The 18,070-nt window shown below is 41.9% G+C and carries 18 protein-coding genes; 4 read left to right on the plus strand and 14 right to left on the minus strand.

Going from position 1 to position 18,070, the window contains the following annotated elements; all coding sequences use genetic code 11:
* Positions 1 to 332 precede the first annotated feature (332 nt).
* From murC to ACCB35_RS17285, 9 genes are all read right to left on the minus strand, one after another.
* A complete protein-coding gene (murC, locus tag ACCB35_RS17245) occupies positions 333 to 1,649 on the minus strand; it encodes a UDP-N-acetylmuramate--L-alanine ligase (RefSeq protein WP_374054646.1) in 1,317 nt (438 codons plus the stop codon).
* A gap of 157 nt (positions 1,650 to 1,806) precedes the next feature.
* Positions 1,807 to 2,475, minus strand: coding sequence for a hypothetical protein (locus tag ACCB35_RS17250; RefSeq protein WP_374054647.1), 669 nt, complete (start codon positions 2,473 to 2,475; stop codon positions 1,807 to 1,809).
* Positions 2,476 to 2,483: 8 nt separating this feature from the next.
* Positions 2,484 to 3,587, minus strand: coding sequence for a nicotinate phosphoribosyltransferase (locus ACCB35_RS17255; RefSeq protein ID WP_044340696.1), 1,104 nt, complete (start codon positions 3,585 to 3,587; stop codon positions 2,484 to 2,486).
* Between the two features lie 108 nt (positions 3,588 to 3,695).
* The gene (locus ACCB35_RS17260; protein ID WP_374054648.1) at positions 3,696 to 6,485 is read right to left on the minus strand and encodes a DNA translocase FtsK; all 2,790 of its coding nucleotides are present in this window, start codon (positions 6,483 to 6,485) and stop codon (positions 3,696 to 3,698) included.
* Between the two features lie 457 nt (positions 6,486 to 6,942).
* Complete coding sequence (gene ytpR / locus ACCB35_RS17265; RefSeq protein ID WP_374054649.1) at positions 6,943 to 7,548, minus strand: YtpR family tRNA-binding protein; 606 nt, start codon at positions 7,546 to 7,548, stop codon at positions 6,943 to 6,945.
* A complete protein-coding gene (locus tag ACCB35_RS17270) occupies positions 7,548 to 8,357 on the minus strand; it encodes a DUF1444 domain-containing protein (protein WP_374054650.1) in 810 nt (269 codons plus the stop codon). The genes ytpR and ACCB35_RS17270 overlap by 1 nt, the downstream gene beginning before the upstream one ends.
* A gap of 176 nt (positions 8,358 to 8,533) precedes the next feature.
* Positions 8,534 to 8,851: a thioredoxin family protein gene (locus ACCB35_RS17275; protein ID WP_374054651.1), complete on the minus strand. Its 318-nt coding sequence runs from the start codon at positions 8,849 to 8,851 to the stop codon at positions 8,534 to 8,536.
* A 1-nt stretch (position 8,852) separates the two neighbouring features.
* Positions 8,853 to 9,884: a PTS transporter subunit IIC gene (locus tag ACCB35_RS17280; protein WP_044340700.1), complete on the minus strand. Its 1,032-nt coding sequence runs from the start codon at positions 9,882 to 9,884 to the stop codon at positions 8,853 to 8,855.
* Positions 9,885 to 10,067: 183 nt separating this feature from the next.
* Entirely contained in the window at positions 10,068 to 10,574 is a 507-nt protein-coding gene (locus tag ACCB35_RS17285) for a hypothetical protein (RefSeq protein WP_044340701.1), read from the minus strand.
* A gap of 173 nt (positions 10,575 to 10,747) precedes the next feature.
* Here ACCB35_RS17285 and ACCB35_RS17290 point away from each other — a divergent pair, with 173 nt between their 5' ends.
* The gene (locus tag ACCB35_RS17290) at positions 10,748 to 11,194 is read left to right on the plus strand and encodes a YtoQ family protein (protein ID WP_374054652.1); all 447 of its coding nucleotides are present in this window, start codon (positions 10,748 to 10,750) and stop codon (positions 11,192 to 11,194) included.
* Between the two features lie 218 nt (positions 11,195 to 11,412).
* A complete protein-coding gene (locus tag ACCB35_RS17295; RefSeq protein ID WP_374054653.1) occupies positions 11,413 to 12,906 on the plus strand; it encodes a peptide MFS transporter in 1,494 nt (497 codons plus the stop codon).
* Positions 12,907 to 13,088: 182 nt separating this feature from the next.
* Here the strand turns inward: ACCB35_RS17295 and ACCB35_RS17300 are convergent, their stop codons facing one another.
* The 3 genes from ACCB35_RS17300 to ACCB35_RS17310 form a co-directional block, all read right to left on the minus strand.
* Entirely contained in the window at positions 13,089 to 13,259 is a 171-nt protein-coding gene (locus ACCB35_RS17300) for a hypothetical protein (protein ID WP_374054654.1), read from the minus strand.
* 118 nt (positions 13,260 to 13,377) lie between these two features.
* A complete protein-coding gene (locus ACCB35_RS17305) occupies positions 13,378 to 13,929 on the minus strand; it encodes a DUF84 family protein (RefSeq protein ID WP_374054655.1) in 552 nt (183 codons plus the stop codon).
* Positions 13,930 to 14,053: 124 nt separating this feature from the next.
* Positions 14,054 to 15,127: a M42 family metallopeptidase gene (locus tag ACCB35_RS17310; RefSeq protein ID WP_044340295.1), complete on the minus strand. Its 1,074-nt coding sequence runs from the start codon at positions 15,125 to 15,127 to the stop codon at positions 14,054 to 14,056.
* A gap of 262 nt (positions 15,128 to 15,389) precedes the next feature.
* On the opposite strand from ACCB35_RS17310, the gene ACCB35_RS17315 reads away from it, so the two are divergent.
* Positions 15,390 to 15,704, plus strand: a complete 315-nt coding sequence (locus ACCB35_RS17315) for a PepSY domain-containing protein (RefSeq protein ID WP_374054656.1) — start codon at positions 15,390 to 15,392, stop codon at positions 15,702 to 15,704.
* 90 nt (positions 15,705 to 15,794) lie between these two features.
* Here ACCB35_RS17315 and ACCB35_RS17320 read toward each other — a convergent pair whose 3' ends face one another.
* A complete protein-coding gene (locus ACCB35_RS17320; protein WP_374054657.1) occupies positions 15,795 to 16,637 on the minus strand; it encodes an MBL fold metallo-hydrolase in 843 nt (280 codons plus the stop codon).
* 268 nt (positions 16,638 to 16,905) lie between these two features.
* Positions 16,906 to 17,550, minus strand: a complete 645-nt coding sequence (trmB, locus tag ACCB35_RS17325) for a tRNA (guanosine(46)-N7)-methyltransferase TrmB (RefSeq protein ID WP_374054658.1) — start codon at positions 17,548 to 17,550, stop codon at positions 16,906 to 16,908.
* Between the two features lie 241 nt (positions 17,551 to 17,791).
* Between trmB and ACCB35_RS17330 the strand changes: the two genes are divergently transcribed.
* Complete coding sequence (locus ACCB35_RS17330; protein ID WP_044340299.1) at positions 17,792 to 18,070, plus strand: YtzH-like family protein; 279 nt, start codon at positions 17,792 to 17,794, stop codon at positions 18,068 to 18,070.

Consider the following 18,070-nt stretch of genomic DNA (forward strand, 5'->3'; position numbering starts at 1 on the left):
TGGATTTCTTGCAGATCTTTATATTTGACTGTTGAATTGATGGATTGTTTACATGTTGAATTTCAGCGATTGTTTGCCTGCTGAATTTAAGCAATTATTCGCCTGTTGAATCTCATCAATTATTTGCCTGTTGAATTAAAGCATTTATTCACCTGTTAAATCTCATCGAATCTTCGCCTGTTAAATTCTAACTATTATTTACCTGTCAAAAATACCGATTTTTTCAACAGTTAAATTTCCCCCACCATTTCAACTGTCAAACCCAAACCACCACAACTACCCTCCTGTTAAAACAGAAAAAACCGGCTCACATAAGAACCGGTTTTTTCACATTAATTTTCTGCTACCTGTTCCTCCAGCGTTTTTTCATACGCTTGTTGGAACTTTTGTACGTCTCCTGCTCCCATGAAAATCAGCACTGCGTTTTCATGTTTGAGTAAGGCAGTCGTATCTTGTTCATCTATAATTCCGCATCCTTCAATTTTGCTTCCAAGATCGTTGATCGAAAGTTTTCCATGATTTTCCCTTGCGGAACCGAAGATTTCACATAAGTACACTTTGTCTGCGAGACTCAGGGTTTCTGCAAACTCTGAAAGGAAGGTTTGCGTACGTGTAAATGTGTGAGGCTGGAAGACAGCAATGATTTCTTTTTCTGGATATTTCTGTCTTGCAGAGTCCACGGTCGCTTTGATTTCAGTCGGGTGATGAGCATAATCATCAATCAGGATTTGAGTGCCTACTTCTTTTTCAGAAAAGCGGCGTTTTACTCCTTTAAATGAGCTTAATCTCTCTTGAACGATGGCTGTATCCAGCTCTTCGTAATGACAGATGGCAATGACGGATAAAGCATTCAAGATATTATGATCCCCGAAGGTAGGGATTTTAAATGTTGCATAAAATTCATTACGCACAAACACATCGAATGTTGTTCCGCTTCTGTCCCGTGATACGTTTCTCGCCTGGAAGTCATTCTCCTCAGCGAAGCCGTAAAATACGACTGGTACTTGAGCCTGGATTTTCTGTAGCTGTTCGTCATCTCCACATGCGATGATTCCTTTTTTCACTTGCATCGCCATCTCCTGGAAGGCAGAGAAAACGTCATCCACATTGGCAAAATAATCGGGATGATCGAAGTCAATGTTCGTCATGATGGCATAGTCAGGGAAATAAGACAGGAAGTGGCGGCGATATTCGCACGCTTCAAAAACAAAGTATTGAGCATCCACTTCCCCTTTCCCAGTTCCATCCCCGATCAGGAAGGATGTTGGCTTTGCGCCACTGATGACATGTGCCAACAATCCTGTTGTAGACGTTTTTCCGTGTGCACCGGTTACCGCTACACTTGTAAATTTCTGCATGAAGTCTCCAAGAAATTTATGATATCTAGTGAGGGGTAACCCTTGCTCGACAGCTGCCTGAATTTCTTCATGTGTATCAGGAAAGGCATTTCCTGCGATCACATGCATATCCCCTCCAATGTTTTCTTTTTGGAAAGGAAGAATTTTTATATTTGATTCATCCAGTGCCTTCTGAGTAAAGAAATATTTATCTACGTCAGATCCTTGGACCTCGTAGTCCATATCGTGGAGTATTTGGGCTAATGCACTCATGCCCGACCCCTTAATTCCTACGAAATGATATATAGTCATAATAGAACCTCCAACAATCGTCTATCTAAAAGCATTATATGAAATGAATATTATTTTGCTATCGGTCTTAAGCTTTTGATATTGAGTATAGAAGAAAGCGAACTTTCTTCAACTTGAAACATTATATCATTTTTTAAAATCCCTGACCATGCACAAGCTACGAAAGACTGTGTAGAATGAAGTTCGGTGCTTCTTCTTTTAAATACGTTCTCCATAATACCCCAGTTTTTTGATTCATTTGACCATAATGATTTTTCATATCTGATAAAATCCCCTCTGATTTGACGGGGAAAACGGGACCTAAGATCCATTGGTGAGTCACTAACGGGACTTTCCTCATGAAATAGACACCATTCTCAACAATTCCCATTTCTTCACAATTTAGGCTTGTTTTAACAGAACTTTTTTCATCCTGAATGAGATTGTGACATGTAAAAGTAGCTTCTTCACCCTTCGTATCGATTTTCCCAATGGTGACGGGTTCCCACGCTGCTGTCAGCATGATGGCACCAAGCAGTTTTACGGATTCATGCAGTGAATGGGACTGAAGAAATTGCAAAAACAGGGTTTGCCCCTTGATGGTTTTGTAATCAAACAAAAACCATTCTTGAAAGAGCTTATTGGTTTCTTTATCCAAACGAGCCTCATCATGCAAAAGAAAACGTTTAGAGAAAATCATCTTGGCCCGTACCTTTTCTCTAATATTCGTTTCTTTCAAAGCGTACTCGCATGCTGTTCTATAGAGGTCTTTTATATGGTCCTCGGCCATTCGCTGCTTTTTTTGTCTGTATTGCTCTAGATTTAAAAGGCTATCTGGTTCTTGCATCCTCTCACCTATTCGAATTCTACTTTTTCCAGGCGGGGGTTTGGACGGAGTTTTCTGCCTGCTTTGGCTTCAGGAGAACCATCGATCACCACATTATCTCCTGTAAAACCGACATGGATTTTCAGAAGACTGCTTCCCACTCCATACATATCGACCGGAACCTGATTTTCCTCAAACTGGCGAATACGATCTTCGTTAAATCCACCTGACACCACAATCTTGACGTGATGGTACCCCTCTTCATCCAATGCCTGTCTTAATGCATTAATGAGCTGCATGTTTACTCCCCGCGGGTCAAATGTGCCGAGCACATGTTGGTTACGGAGGAAGTATTTATCGATCATCATTCGTGATGTATCTACCCTTACCCCTTTTAATTCAGGGCCAAACTCCCGTGCTACCTTTAATGAGTCTGTGATGGCATCATTATTATAGTCTACAAGAGCGATGAGCTCGTCTTCAGGAAATGTTTCCTGATAAGCTTTAGTGGCTTCTACGATATCCCCATTGAATAATTGGATGAGGGCATGCGGCATCGTCCCCATCCCCTTCTTTCCCCACCATTCGTTCATGGCATGGGTAGCCTGGGCTGTAGATCCACCAATGAAGGCTGCATAACCATCACCTGCTTGTTGAGTAAAGTGATCATCCCGATCACCCATGAAGATGACAGGTTTTTGTTTACCTGAAATAGAGGCGGCTTTCATTACATTATAGACACTCGTCGCCACTGATGTTCTTCTTGCCAGGATACCATCTATTATCCCTTCTAAATAGCCAAAATCCTGGTAGCGACCCTTGATTGTCAGGACCGTTTCAAACGGTGAGATTTGATCCCCGTCTTTTAAAGAGTGAATCTCAAGATTTTGAGGATTATCAGCGAAACTATGTAGAAGTGCAATGACTTCATCCGTTCCACAAATAACGGCATGATTCTTTTGGAAGAATTGCATGGTGACAACGGCATCCGGTTTATACTTTTTGGCAATTTCCTTCGTTTTCAAAAAATAAACCGCTGAAAACCAGCCATCCTTGATTCTTTCATCAAACTTAAATGTATGATTGGTCAATCTGTTGAGTTTTCCTTGAAGTTTCAATTCTATTTCTTTCATCATTAAAGCTCCTTATGGCTTTTCCTACATAAAAATAGGTATTCTGTTTACTGAATCCTAAAAGGACACATATAAACAGAATACCATGTATTAAATGATTCTACTAGTCTATGCCAATGTCTCCAATTCACTTTCAGAAATCAGGACATCCCTTGGTTTACTGCCTCTGGACTCTGAAATGATTCCATTACTCTCCATCATTTCCATCAATCTCGCCGCCCGGTTATAGCCGATTCTGAATCTGCGCTGCAAGCCCGATGCAGAGGCCCCGCCCTGGTCGACGACAAATTCACATGCTTCTAAAAACAATTCATCTTCTTCCTCGGTAACCTGCGCTTTCTTGATTAATTCATCCTGTTGGAAGAGGTAATCCGGTTCTCTTTGCTCTCTTACATGATTGATGATGTCATCGATTTCGTCGTCGGACACGAAGGTTCCCTGCAGGCGGACCGGCTTCGATGAACCATTTTCCAGGAAGAGCATATCTCCTTTACCCAGTAGCCGCTCAGCACCGCTCCCATCAATGATCGTTCTCGAATCGACGCTTGATGAAACGGAAAACGCAACCCGTGTCGGTACGTTGGCTTTAATCAAGCCTGTAATGACGTCGACTGAAGGCCGTTGAGTCGCGATGATCAGATGAATCCCGCAGGCACGTGCCTTTTGGGCAATCCGGCATATGGCTTCTTCAACATCTGCCGGCGACATCATCATCAAGTCAGCTAACTCATCAATGACAATGACCAGATATGGAAGCATATCGCTGTATTGTTTATTCCGTTTAGCCAGTTCATTAAAGCGTTTAATATCCCGTACACCTGTATGAGCAAATAATTCGTATCTTCTTTCCATTTCCTCGACAGCCCATTTAAGAGCTGCAGTAGCCGCCTTCACATCTGTTATGACCGGACTGACAAGGTGAGGAATCCGGTTATAGGGAGCAAGCTCCACCATTTTCGGATCGATGAGGAGCATCTTTAATTCATCCGGTGATGCTTTGTACAAAAGACTCACGAGTATCGAGTTGATACATACGCTTTTACCCGATCCGGTTGCACCGGCAATGAGTCCGTGTGGCATTTTGCTTAAATCAGTCACGATCGGCTGACCGGAAATATCCAGTCCAAGAGCAGCGGTCAAAGGAGAAGATGGCTCTTGAAAAGCCGGACTCGCGATCACTTCACTAATGCAGACCGGCCGGCTTTCCCGGTTAGGCACTTCGATACCAATCGTATGCTTACCTGGAATAGGGGCCTCCATCCGGATATCTCTAGCAGCCAGGCTAAGCTTGATATCATCTGACAGATTGGTAATTTTATTCACCTTCACGCCAGGTTCCGGCTGAACCTCGAACCTCGTGACAGACGGGCCTTGTGTGACATTCACTACTTTGGCCCTTACGTTAAAATTATGAAGGGTCTCGTCCAGTAAAATCCGTTGCGAATCAAGCCATTCTTCGCTCATTTCCTTCGATACAGGAGGCATCAGATAATCCATTTCAGGAAAGACGTAGTCTCTTGTCCTTTTAGAAGAAGAGCTTAATTCGCTATAGCTCTTTACCGCTTCTTCTCCTTGAACAGGGCCGGATTGAGATGGTTTCTCTTCCGGATGCTGAATGGGTGCTGCTTCAGTCGCCATTTCTTGATTTTCTGCCTTTACAGGCTGTTCCATCTTCTCTTCTTCTCCTGCTCTCTGAGTTAAGGTTTGACGTTCACTTTCCTTGCTGGGAGTCGCTTCACTTCGGCCTTTGCGTTTATTCAACTGTCTCTTATCTTGGTTTAGCATCAATACGTTAAAAGGAAGATGAGATCTCTTTCTAGGACGGGGCTCTTCCTCCCTTGGTGCTTGTGGAGGAGATGTCGATTCCGACTCTTCCCCTGCCTGGTTCTCCTCTGTCGGAGGCTCATTTTGTACAACGGGTTCCTGAGCTGGTATCTCATTAACAGCTTGAGCGGGTTCCACCCCTTGTTCTTCCCGTGCAGAATAGACAGGCTGGTGGACTGGCTCTTCTTCTTGCACAGAGTCGTTAAGCCCCTGCTTTATTTGTTGCTCTTTGGGTTCTTGCTCCGTTTCAGATATAAGTGGAATACGTTCATTTGATCTCTGTGAAACTTCTTCAGTAGGCTCCACTTTTTGATCTGTTTCCTTCACCGGCGTTGTTTCATCGATCGTTTCATCTTCTACCATTAAAATATCTTCAGTCTGATCTTCTTCAAGATGTTCGTCTTCTACATTCGTCATGACTTCGACTGGTTCATTGTGTAATGGTTTTTCTGAATTCACAACAGGTGCCCCTGTTTCGACGATTGCTGGTGATTCTTTTCCAATCGGGATTGAATCCTCTGCAACAGTTAGGGCTTCATGATCAATTACTACTTCTTTGTTCTCTCCGTCATTATGTAAAAATTTCTTAAGTTCGAATTCAACTTGCTCTTCTTTCTTCACTGGTCTTCCTCTGAAACCATAAATAGGTGACGGAATTTCCGTTGGGGTAAAGGGCCTGCTATTTCCTTTTTCTACTTTAGGCGTTTTCTTCATTTTGACAGTAGCCGTTGGTTTTTCTTCTTTCCACTTTGTAGTTTTAGAAGGATGGTTAAGGCTCTTATTCTTTTGTTCCTTGACCGGCGCTTCCTTCTCCTGACTTCTACGGTTCCTATTCGTTCGTGGACGGTCCATATTTTCTCCATCCGATATGAGGGGAAAGCGAAAATTCCCTTTAGGATATTGATACGTCATCCTTGCTTCTACATCACGTGAATGATTGGGCCCTACTATATTTTTACGTTCAGTCTTTTTACGTTCCACATGCTGAACTTCATCATTTTTTTCATCATAATACTCTTCAAATTGTTCATCATTATCTGATAATTTTCCAAACATTTTTTTAATCCAGCTCACAAACATCACTCTTTCTTTCATACTTATTTTTATTTTATCAGTTAAAGAGAAAAATTCGAGTCATTTCGATAGAATAAGAGAATTGTTAAGGGATTGTGTCGAAATAAACATAGGTGTAAAGAGAATGTAATACGTTTTGGAAGGTTATTTTTGGAAATTTATTACTGAGCGAGCAGTGGTTGATTTCCACTCCAGGTGCTCGCTTTCCGCGGGGCGGGCGGTGAGCCTCCTCAGCTTCGCTTCCGGGGTCTCACCTGTCCCGCTTCTCCCGCAGGAGTCGAGCACCTTCCGCTCCAATCAACTTATGAATGATCTGTACATATTCCCAGAACTCGGTAATAAATCTAATTAAAATAACTTACCATATACAAGTTTCTATTTATCCCAATCGTACGAACTTTAACATTAATAAAAACAAAAATACCTGAGCCCACACTCCGGACTCAGGTATACATTTTTAAGCTGTGAATGGTTGACCTACTTGGTAAGTATCTTCAAGTACGAGAATTCCTTTTTCTTGTGGAGCATCTGGAAGCGCAAGCTCCTTGGCAGAACAGATCATGCCTGATGATGCCACTCCGCGAAGCTCTGCATCCTTGATGACCATTCCACTTGGCATGACAGCGCCAACTTTCGCAACAACGACTTTTTGCCCTTTGTCAACGTTAGGGGCACCGCACACAATTTGCAGGGTTTGATCGCCAACGTCCACTGTACAAATATTCAGCTTGTCAGCATTCGGATGCTTTTCTTTTTCAGAAACGTAACCTACCACAAACTTTGGCGAAAAATCTGCTTCCAATACCTCATCGAAACCGTTCTTCTTGATGGCTTCATTGATCAATTGGAGCTTCTCATCATTCATTTCGACCGGTCCCACTTCACTTAAATCCATATAGTTTGATGCATGGAATAGGTTATAGCCAAGTGTCTTCCCTGTTTTCTCATCAAACAAACGTGCAGCATCTTCTTTTCTTTCATGCTGAACTTCTCCTTCAAACCCTGGATCCATAGTAACGATGAGGGTATCACCAATACCTTCTAAGTTATAAAATACGTTCATTATTTCTTCTCCCTTTCCTTTTTACGATTTTTTGCCAGAATGAATATCGGCTCCAGTTCTCCCTCTTCATATACAAAGGAAAGTGCAGTAATTGGTACATTTCCTGTTGTAAAGAAGCTCATAGTTAGTTGAGCCAGGACATCATAGCCTGTTTCATTGCGAATATCCCCGATGACCAGCACATCCTGATGAGGTACTGATACGGTCATTTCACCCTGAACATCATTGCTAACTTGTTTTAAGAAAGCGTCATTCAAAATTCGACTTGCATCATATCCATCATTATTGTTCAGAAAATAGAAGATGTTTCCTGCTACTTCATCCTTTTTCATTTCTGTCGGCAAGCTTCTTACATTGAATAAGGCGGTTTCCTTCATTTGCTCGTGAGTCCATCCTTCAGCCTTTAGCATATTTTCATCTAATAGGCGGTACGTTTTTCCCAGGTCAACAGCATAATAGATACGTGTTTCAGCTGTATGATCATCTGTAACGAGTGCAACCCCTTCATTGGATTCGGTCGCAAATGAAGTGGAACGGATCACTGGAAACACTTTTTTCTCTTTGTTCCCAAGATCTGATCCAGTACCCATTACATTTAAAGCTTCTTCCACGTAATACACCACTTCATCGATAATGGACTTATTGTTTTCTTTCCACTTGGATACGATCGGTGGCAGGGCGACGTTAATACCCTTTTTCGTATCGGTGTTCTCAATTCTCAATGAATCCTTATCTCGATCATATGTAAACGTACGATTCGGTTTCTCTAATCGTTCTTGGAGTATACCTTTTAGCTTTTTTATGTCCAAATCTGATCCTCCTTTGGTGGTACTATTATAATAGAAAGTATCCATTCAAAACTTTCATCGTTGAATCATTCACTTATAACATTTTACATGAAAATGCTTAGAATACAAAAGGAACCTGTTTTATTTCAGGCAAAAGAAAAGGGATCCCAAAATAAGGTGATCCCTGTTTCATCCTTTTATGAAGATAATGTGTTCATGAAGTTCTCGATTTGTTCTTTTGTTTTACGGTCCTTATTGACAAATCGTCCAAGTTCACGGCCGTCTCCGTAAGCCAGAAAGCTTGGGATTCCGAAGATATCCAATTCAATGCACAGATCAATAAATTGATCCCGGTCTACATATAGGAATGTGTACTCTGAATATTGGCTCTCGATTTCCGGTAGGAACGGCTCGATGACCCGGCAATCCGGACACCAGTCCGCTGAAAACATAAATACATGCTTCCCATTTTCTTTCAACTGGTGAAACTCTTCCACTGATTCAAGCTTACGCATTTTATTTTCCCCCTGTTTCAATCGTCATTTGATTAGGTTTGATCCAACCTAGTTTACGCATATATTCAGATATTAACAGGCTTATGAATGCAGGTCCAACAAAATGCAACAGAAGGACCTTCATGGTTACATCCCAGCTGAATCCCATTGTTTTAAACGTCATGATTTGACCAACAAAGCCACTTGTCCCCATTCCGGCTCCGGCTGCATTGTTTTCCATTAACCAAATCGTGGTTCCTATGGGTGCCAATATCATGCCTGCAACGGTCGGGGGAATAAGGATTCTGGGGTTTCGGATAATATTGGGCACTTGCAGCATGGAAGTCCCGATTCCTTGTGCAATCAATCCACCCACCTTATTCTCCCTATAGCTGATGACAGCAAAGCCTACCATTTGAGCAGCACACCCAATCGTGGCAGCACCGGCAGCCACCCCGTTCAACTCAAGCATAAGGGCGATCGCTGCGCTTGAGATTGGGGCCGTCAATGCAAGACCCATGAGGGCGGCAACCAAAATTCCCATGATGATCGGTCTTTGCTCTGTCGCCCAGCTGATCCAGCTTCCGAACATGCTCATAAAATCGGCGATTCCCGGTCCGATAAAATAAGCGGTTGTGAATCCGGCCAGGATGGTGGCGAATGGAGTGACGATGATATCCACTTTCGTCGTTTTGCTGACAAGCTTGCCGATTTCCGTGGATATGACAGCTGCTACATAAGCTCCCGCTGGTCCACCTAAGCTGGCTCCCGCTGCTCCCGTTACCACGGCAGCAAACAGGACAAGGGGTGGAGCCCCGAGACCAAAGGCAATCGCCACTCCAATGGCAGGACCCATCAAGCTGATTGCCAGACCGCCCATCTCAATGAAAAATTCACTTAATCCTGGGGAAATTGGAAACTGTTCCCCAATCGTCTTAATGATTAATCCGATGATCAACGAACTGAACAGCCCTAAAGCCATATAACTTAACGCATCTATGAAATAAACCTTTGCGGATAATGAAATGCCTTTTCGCTTTAAGAATTCTCTCACTATGAGTCCTCTCCTCTGTGTTAATGAATCTACTTTTACTAGTGTAAAGACACTTGTTTGTTTTGTCTATATATATTACTTTAATTGCTCATGGAATTTCCTGTTGTTATTGTGATAGCTTACCCAGTATAAAAAAATAAAAAAAACCGATTTTCCACCTAAGTAGAAAATCGGTCTGTATCGTTATGATTCATGTTTAACTGAAGCTGCCATTTTCATCATCATTTCTGCATGATCTGCTAAATCATCCATCCCCGCTTGCGTTGTTACCTTCGTTCCACCCACTCCAACAATCAGTTCGTATTCTTCCGTATCGGGCAGGTCCTTAATGACATAGTATCCTAAGCGATTGTTCTCTTTAAAAGTCCCATGTTTCACGAGATTCTTGTTGTCACTAATGGCCATTTTATATAGAAGTTCACTATCCTTCTGTTCTTGAGGGTTAGTAAAAAGTATAAAAGTATCAGAGCTTTTTGAAATAATGATATTATTGGGAGATTCTTTTTCTATTTTTGCTCCAAATGGGAGATAAAAGCGAATGTTTCCAGCCTCTTCTTTGGCTGACTCTTTTGAGCTCAAGGTGTTCTCCACCACTTTGGCTGTTTGTTCTTTTTCTTTATCGATTGTCGTGTTGCATCCGGCTAAAATAAGCACAAGGATAAAGAAAATGACTGAGTGTATGATTTTCATCCTATACTTATCCTCCCTTTCATGCTTAGGACCTACGCTTATGATACCCTCACAAAGTACCACCTGACAACCCTTCCAACAAGAAAGGCAGCCTTTTTAATGGGAAAACAGGTTATTTTTAACTCACATAGGGTATTTATGATAAAATGACTAAAAACAGGAGGCTGAAAACCATGGAATTCACAGTTTACCTAGCAGGAGAAATACATAGTTCCTGGAGAAACGATCTTAAAGAGAAAGCAGATAAGCTTCATCTCCCTCTATCTTTCGTAGGACCGATGGAAAATCACGAACGTTCCGATGCGATCGGAGAAGAAATTCTTGGTGAACAACCAAATAAAATACTCCGCGATGAGGCAGCTTCGAGTATTAACAATCTTCGAACAGAGTTATTGATGAAAAAGGCCGATGTAGTGATTGCCTTGTTTGGAGAAAAATACAAACAGTGGAATACCGCAATGGATGCGAGCACCGCCATCACACTTGGAAAGCCCCTTATCCTTATTCGTCCTGAAGGACTGCATCATCCGCTAAAAGAGCTTTCCAATAAGGCAAGTGTTACCGTGACAAACATAGATCAAGCGATAAAGACGTTATCGTATATTTTTGAAACCGAATAAACACATCAAGTAAGCAATAGAAGGCTTGCAGTCCACCTTGGACTGCAAGCCTTTTATCCTGTCACAGTTTCTACATAACAGAACTTTTTTACTATTTAAAAATAACTTAATATTGGAAATCTAAAGACATTTTATGTTACTATTAACAATTTATAAACTTTTTTTGACTTTATGAAAATATTAAAATATTATAGTAAAAGAATAAGGGAGGTAGTAACATGTCATCAATGAATAAACAGAAAATTGTGGATAGTGTCCCTCAAAAAGGTTTCTTTGGACATCCAAAGGGATTATTCACTTTATTCTTCACCGAATTTTGGGAGCGCTTTTCCTATTACGGAATGCGTGCCATCCTCGTATTCTACATGTACTATGAGGTTTCAAAAGGCGGACTGGGCCTTGAGCAAAACACAGCTTTAGCAATCATGTCGATTTATGGTTCACTTGTATATATGTCCGGAGTAATCGGAGGCTGGCTGGCAGATAGAATATTCGGAACTTCGAAAGCCGTCTTCTACGGTGGAATATTCATCATGTTTGGTCATATTGCTTTATCATTTCCAGGAAGTTTAGCCATGTTCTTTGTTTCGATGGTATTGATTGTTATCGGAACAGGGTTATTAAAACCGAACGTATCAACGGTTGTCGGTGAAATGTATAGCGAAAGTGATACTCGACGCGATGCAGCTTTCAGTATTTTCTATATGGGTATCAACCTGGGTGCATTCATTGCTCCACTGATTGTCGGTAAGCTTATGGAAACAAAAGGATTCCATTGGGGATTCGCGGTTGCAGCCATCGGTATGTTCTTAGGTCTTGTTGTCTTTATGGCGACAAAGAAAAAGAATCTTGGTCTTGCGGGTACGTATGTTCCAAATCCACTTGCACCGGCTGAAAAGAAAAAGTATGGTTTAATCGTAGGTTTAGTCGTTGTCGGTCTTGCCATCATTTTAGGTGTTACGATTCCAGCAGGCCTATTTACATTAAACGTATTCATCAATTTAGTAGGGATCTTCGGTATCGTCGTACCAACCATTTACTTCATCGTGATGTATTATAGTCCGAAAACAACAGAAACTGAACGTTCAAGAGTCATCGCTTATATTCCATTATTCATTGCAGCGGTTATGTTCTGGGCGATTCAAGAACAAGGGTCAACCATCCTTGCAGTTTACGCTGATAAGAGAACCGACCTTGAATTCATGGGAATCAGCATTTCACCAGCCTGGTTCCAATCATTGAATCCGTTATTTATTATTCTATTAGCTCCAGTATTTGCATGGATGTGGGTGAAACTCGGTGATCGTCAACCATCGATTCCGAAGAAATTTTCATTCGGGCTATTGTTTGCCGGTTTATCATTCTTAGTGATTCTATTACCTGCATACTTCGGAGGAGAAGATTCACTAGTAAGTCCATTATGGCTCGTGCTTAGCTACCTCATCGTTGTACTTGGTGAGCTATGCTTATCACCAGTCGGTCTTTCTGCCACAACGAAGCTTGCTCCTGAAGCCTTCTCTGCTCAAACAATGAGCCTTTGGTTCTTGGCTTCTGCTGCTGCACAGGCATTGAATGCACAGCTTGTACGTTTCTATACACCTGAAACAGAAACGCTTTACTTCGGCGCAATCGGAGGTATGGCAATCGTATTGAGTATTGCACTATTCCTGCTCTCACCTAAGATTCAGGCATATATGAAAGGTGTAAAATAATTGACTTTAACCCTCTGAATGGTTTCAGAGGGTTTTTTGTATCGTTTAAAGCTTGTATCGTACCAAAGATATTGATGAAATAAAAAAGGAACTCCGCTTCAACACGGAGTCCCGTTTCAACTATTAGAAAAAGTCACAGCCACATTTTCTTTTACGTCTTCTTCTGCGGTTATCTTCAGCCCCTAAAACATCGTCGTCTCTTCTTCTGCGACATCTTCTACGACGATTATCGTCGTCTCCAAATAGGTTGCATCTTCTTCTGTCACCAAATAAGAAATTATCCCAGTCACAGCATCTTCTGTCATCACGACGGTCATCGCGACGGTCATCGCGACGTCCTCCGACTCGGTCATTGCAATAATGGCATCCCATAAATTCTAACCTCCTTAGAAAGAATTTATCAGATAGAATAAAGTCTGATATACTCCATACTATGAGGGGGTGATAGATTTGGTATGGGCCAAGTACCCTTTATAGGTAAAAGTATGATGGATTATTTCCCTGCACCTTATTTCTGAACTGCCACTGACCTATCAACAGCTGAACAACATGAAGGAACATAGCCTCTCTTGTAATAAGGCCATTAGTAAATACTCCCATTGCACCTTCTTTTTTCCTCGTTCCAGACTTTTGGGTATACTCGTCCATTAAGGGTCCCAGCTCTTTCCCAGCCTTTAACTGGCTGCTGATTTCTTTAGGCAAGGAGATCCTGGCACCTCCCCCGATGATTTCGTTTCCACTGCGATCCACAAGAGCACCCCAATTACAGACAAACATTCCATATAGTGATTCCGTCACCCCTCCTTCAAGACCAATTCCAATCTCACTATCTGATGCACGTAAGACGTTCTTCGCCCGATTGAGTGCACCTTCGATCGTCTCTTGATCAGAAAAAGGCTGTTCGCTTACATGAGACTCTGTTTTGAGACATTCGAACATTACGTCCCCGTATTGTTCGTTGAATGCCTTTTGAATGGCTTGTACCTTTGCAGGATTGGTTGTTCCTATTGCTACTTTTAACAAATTAATACCTCATTTCTATATAAGAGACACCGTGATGATGCACTCTTTTTCTCTCTATAAAAAGACTGTCTCAAGAAGTACCTGAATGAGACAGCCTTTTTGTATATTTTTTTAGAAGGGTTACTTATGAATTCGATTTGATCGATTCGATTGTAGAACGATCACATTGCTTCACTAATTTTACAATCAGTTCTTTCGCAGCGGCGTAATCATCTACATGAATCATGGATGCATGAGTGTGAATATATCTTGAGCAGATACCAACAACTGCACTTGGGACCCCTTCATTCGACATATGGACTCTTCCTGCATCTGTTCCACCCTGTGAAACAAAATACTGATAAGGAATATCATTTGATTCAGCTGTATCGAGGACGAATTCCCTAATGCCTCTGTGTGTTACCATTGAACGGTCAAGGATGCGAAGGAGTGCGCCTTTTCCTAATTGGCCGAATTCATTTTTGTCCCCAGACATATCATTTGCGGGACTCGCATCCAGGGCAAAAAAGATATCGGGATTAATCATATTGGCCGCTGTCTGAGCACCGCGCAATCCTACTTCTTCTTGAACGGTAGCTCCGGAATAAAGCGTGTTTGGAAGAGATACTCCCTGAAGCTCCTTTAATAACTCAATGGACAATCCACACCCATAACGGTTATCCCAGGCTTTCGCAAGAATCTTTTTCTCATTCGCCATAGGGGTAAATGGACAAATCGGAACAATTTGCTGCCCTGGCTTAATCCCGATTTCAAGTGCATCATCCCGGTCATCGGCACCGATATCAATGAGCATATTCTTGATATCCATTGGCTTTCTGCGTTGTTCTTCTCCCAGCAAGTGAGGGGGAATACTTCCGATCACACCCGTAATAGGGCCGTTAGCCGTAATGATTTGAACACGCTGGGCAAGCAGTACCTGACTCCACCAGCCGCCAAGGGTTTGAAAACGGATCATTCCATTATCCGTAATGGACGTGACCATAAAACCTACTTCATCCATATGTCCCGCAACCATGACAACAGGGTCCTGGCCGTTGCCTTTTTTCACTCCAAACACTCCACCCAAACGATCCTGCACAATATCATCTGAGTACCTGGATAATTGTTCTTTCATAAACTTACGTACCGCATGCTCATTACCAGGTGCTCCAGGCAATTCAGTCAATGTTTTAAATAGTTCCAACGTATCTTGTTTCATGTCATATGCCCCTTTTATATAAAATCTACTTTATGTATAATCTTATTTTACAGAACTTTCGAACGTCTTACCACCAATTGAGAAGAAAAGCAGTTCTCTTTTTTATTATTTCTTTGATAGAATGTACCTATAGATGGAAAATAATCGAGAATGGCAAAGGGTGGCGCAGATCCCCTGAGAACGGATGGGATGTTTGATCAACCCCCCCTTACCTTGTCAGAGAAACATTTCAAATACTCAATGTTTGTGGAGGGAATAAACGATGAACTGGAAATCTTTCATGATTGGAATCGGAATCGGAGCAGTTGGCGGATACTTCATTAAAGAAAAATTGGATGACTCAAGCTTCGTTTCTGCAGAAAAAGTATTAAAGGACGTTAAACTATCTTTTAAAAAAGAAGGGAACATCGATGGCTCCTGGATCGGGATGAAGCCTGAAGATTATCAAAAGCACTCCCTCACCACGAAGGTCTATAAAGGTGGCGTATCCAGAAGAAAAGACGGGGAGCTTGAGCAATATGAGTTTTTAGCCGATGCGTATACAGGGACGGTTATCGATGTTTATCCTTTAGGATAGATAAGCCGAGCCGCCTGGTAAGAACGAACGGTTAATATAAAAGAATGATCCCGAAACTTACTTACAGTCCCGGGATCATTCTTTTTGCGTTTATTTTCCCCTCAGCACCTTGTCGATGACTTCTCCATCACGATTCCACTTTATCCCTCTATACACCGCATCATGATAGAAAAGGAACCAGTATTGTCCTTCAATCGCTTGATTGATCCACTTTTCTTTGGCATCAATGGACGTCATCGGATAGTCATCGTAAGCGAGTACCCAGAGTGGATTTTTGTGTGCGTGAGTAGGCATGATATCAGCCATATGAATGAACTTCTCTCCGTCTTTCTCTAAAAGGATGATCGAATGCCCGTCACTGTGACCTCCTGTATGCACCATTGTGATTCCAGGAAGGACTTCCTTTTCTCCCTGGAACGTCTCAACTTGAGATTGAATGCTTTCCCAATTTTCTTTCCAATATGTATTTTGGGAACGGATATTAGGATTTCTCATTTCATCCCATTCCACCTGGGAGGTGTGAATGATTGCATTAGGGAACACAGATACAAGCTCATCCCCCTCATATTTCGTTAATCCGCATGCGTGATCGAAATGCATGTGAGTCATCAGCACCACATCAATATCATCCGGCGTCAAGCCCAGAGCTTCCAGGGAGGCTTCGATATCCGACTCTTCGTGCACTCCATAGTTGCGCTTTTGTTTATCATTCAGCTTCCCTTTACCAATACCGGATTCAATTAATACGTTCTTGCCTGCCCATTGGAAAAAGAGGGGATCGGTTCGTAATTCGATTTGATTCAAATCATTCACAGCATATTTTTTTGACCAAAGAGGCTTCGGAACCACTCCAAACATAGCTCCCCCATCCATGTGAGTGACGCCGCCATTCAGCCAGTGTATCGTTAGATCTCCAACTTTCATCGTTTCCATTATGACTCCTCCTTTGTTCATACCCTTTTATTTTATCAGAATTTATGGACAACTTATAGGTGGATGGCCTGAGTCTCACCATCTGGAATTGTAAAGCTTTCAAAAAAGTGAATTTGAGTTTTAAACATGGACCGTTCCTTTCCGCTCCACTCTATGCTTCTATATTCTGACTGCCGAATCACGGATAGACAAACATAAAAAGACTCCTAGAAAAGAGCCTAATATAAAAAACAGCCCTGCGAGATCGCAAAGCTGTTTTAGCATTGAATTATTCATTTTGATATTGTGCTTCAACCCGGTAGATTCTTTGTCCTTTGGCTGAGAACTTTTCTTCGTATTCTGTCATGATATTGCCTTCGAACTCACTGTTGTGAAGGTCCAGGCTCAAGAAATTCAGATGCAGGCCGTACCATGAGAAGCTCTTTAATGAGTACTCGAATAGGCCTTGGTTATCTGTCTTAAAGTGGATTTCTCCGCCCTTGATCAACACATCTTCATAGAGCTTCAAAAAGTCCTTATACGTCAATCGGCGTTTTTCATGACGGTTTTTAGGCCATGGATCAGAGAAGTTCAAGTACACTCTGCTTACTTCTTCTGATGCGAAGTATTCAGTCAGATTCTTTGCATCGACATTTAACAGCTTTACGTTTGGAAGCTCAGCTTCGATTAAACGATCAAGAGCTGTTACAATGACGCTTTCATATAATTCGATTCCAATATAGTTAACGTCCGGATTGGCTCTGGCCATTTCCGTGACAAATTGACCTTTTCCTGTTCCTACCTCGATGTGGATAGGATTTTCATTACCGAACTCTTTATTCCATTGACCTTTTATCTCTTGGGGTTCTGCCACCACATACTGTGGATGGTCACTGATTTTCTCAGAAGCCCACGGTTTATTACGTAAACGCATGTAGACACCTCTTTTTTTATTGTCGAAAAAAACATACCATGACTATCCGTCCTGTGCAAGAGCCAAAATAGAGCAAATCACCACACCTTCAGAGGTCCGTCCCTCAAAAAGTGCGCATAATTGAAAAAGGAATTCACACACTATTAGTGAATTCCTTTTTCGGGTCTGGTCATTTTGAAGGGCTGAAAAAGTACGTGTTTTCTTTAAATCTTTGAGAGACGAAAATGAAAGGGTGTACTCTATGCCTTTAAATTCACAGAATCAAATGCAGTTATTATCAGATATTTTAAGCAATCACAGTGCGGATTGCTGCGGTTCGGTTTCTGAATGTGAGCAAGTTGAACGATTAGTGAAGTCATTGATGGTTAACGCTGATATTCATGAAAACGTAAAACCTGTCCTGCAGGAAATTTATCAGTACAGTCAAAGCGGGATATCCTCACCCGACTTATCGAACCATATTACGACCAATCAAGAAAACTTGTCCCAATGGGTTACGGATATGAATAGCTACTCTTAA

The organism is Rossellomorea sp. FM04394 (assembly GCF_041889765.1).
GTDB classification, from domain to species: Bacteria; Bacillota; Bacilli; order Bacillales; family Bacillaceae_B; genus Rossellomorea; species Rossellomorea aquimaris_B.

What these genes read in the sequence shown, in the direction of transcription:
- murC (WP_374054646.1), bottom strand. Translation starts at nt 1,649, where the DNA reads ATGACTATATATCATTTCGTAGGAATTAAGGGGTCGGGCATGAGTGCA.
- ACCB35_RS17250 (WP_374054647.1), bottom strand. Translation starts at nt 2,475, where the DNA reads ATGCAAGAACCAGATAGCCTTTTAAATCTAGAGCAATACAGACAAAAA.
- ACCB35_RS17255 (WP_044340696.1), bottom strand. Translation starts at nt 3,587, where the DNA reads ATGAAAGAAATAGAATTGAAACTTCAAGGAAAACTCAACAGATTGACC.
- ytpR (WP_374054649.1), bottom strand. Translation starts at nt 7,548, where the DNA reads ATGAACGTATTTTATAACTTAGAAGGTATTGGTGATACCCTCATCGTT.
- ACCB35_RS17275 (WP_374054651.1), bottom strand. Translation starts at nt 8,851, where the DNA reads ATGCGTAAGCTTGAATCAGTGGAAGAGTTTCACCAGTTGAAAGAAAAT.
- ACCB35_RS17285 (WP_044340701.1), bottom strand. Translation starts at nt 10,574, where the DNA reads ATGAAAATCATACACTCAGTCATTTTCTTTATCCTTGTGCTTATTTTA.
- ACCB35_RS17290 (WP_374054652.1), top strand. Translation starts at nt 10,748, where the DNA reads ATGGAATTCACAGTTTACCTAGCAGGAGAAATACATAGTTCCTGGAGA.
- ACCB35_RS17295 (WP_374054653.1), top strand. Translation starts at nt 11,413, where the DNA reads ATGTCATCAATGAATAAACAGAAAATTGTGGATAGTGTCCCTCAAAAA.
- ACCB35_RS17300 (WP_374054654.1), bottom strand. Translation starts at nt 13,259, where the DNA reads ATGACCGAGTCGGAGGACGTCGCGATGACCGTCGCGATGACCGTCGTG.
- ACCB35_RS17310 (WP_044340295.1), bottom strand. Translation starts at nt 15,127, where the DNA reads ATGAAACAAGATACGTTGGAACTATTTAAAACATTGACTGAATTGCCT.
- ACCB35_RS17315 (WP_374054656.1), top strand. Translation starts at nt 15,390, where the DNA reads ATGAACTGGAAATCTTTCATGATTGGAATCGGAATCGGAGCAGTTGGC.
- ACCB35_RS17320 (WP_374054657.1), bottom strand. Translation starts at nt 16,637, where the DNA reads ATGGAAACGATGAAAGTTGGAGATCTAACGATACACTGGCTGAATGGC.
- trmB (WP_374054658.1), bottom strand. Translation starts at nt 17,550, where the DNA reads ATGCGTTTACGTAATAAACCGTGGGCTTCTGAGAAAATCAGTGACCAT.
- ACCB35_RS17330 (WP_044340299.1), top strand. Translation starts at nt 17,792, where the DNA reads ATGCCTTTAAATTCACAGAATCAAATGCAGTTATTATCAGATATTTTA.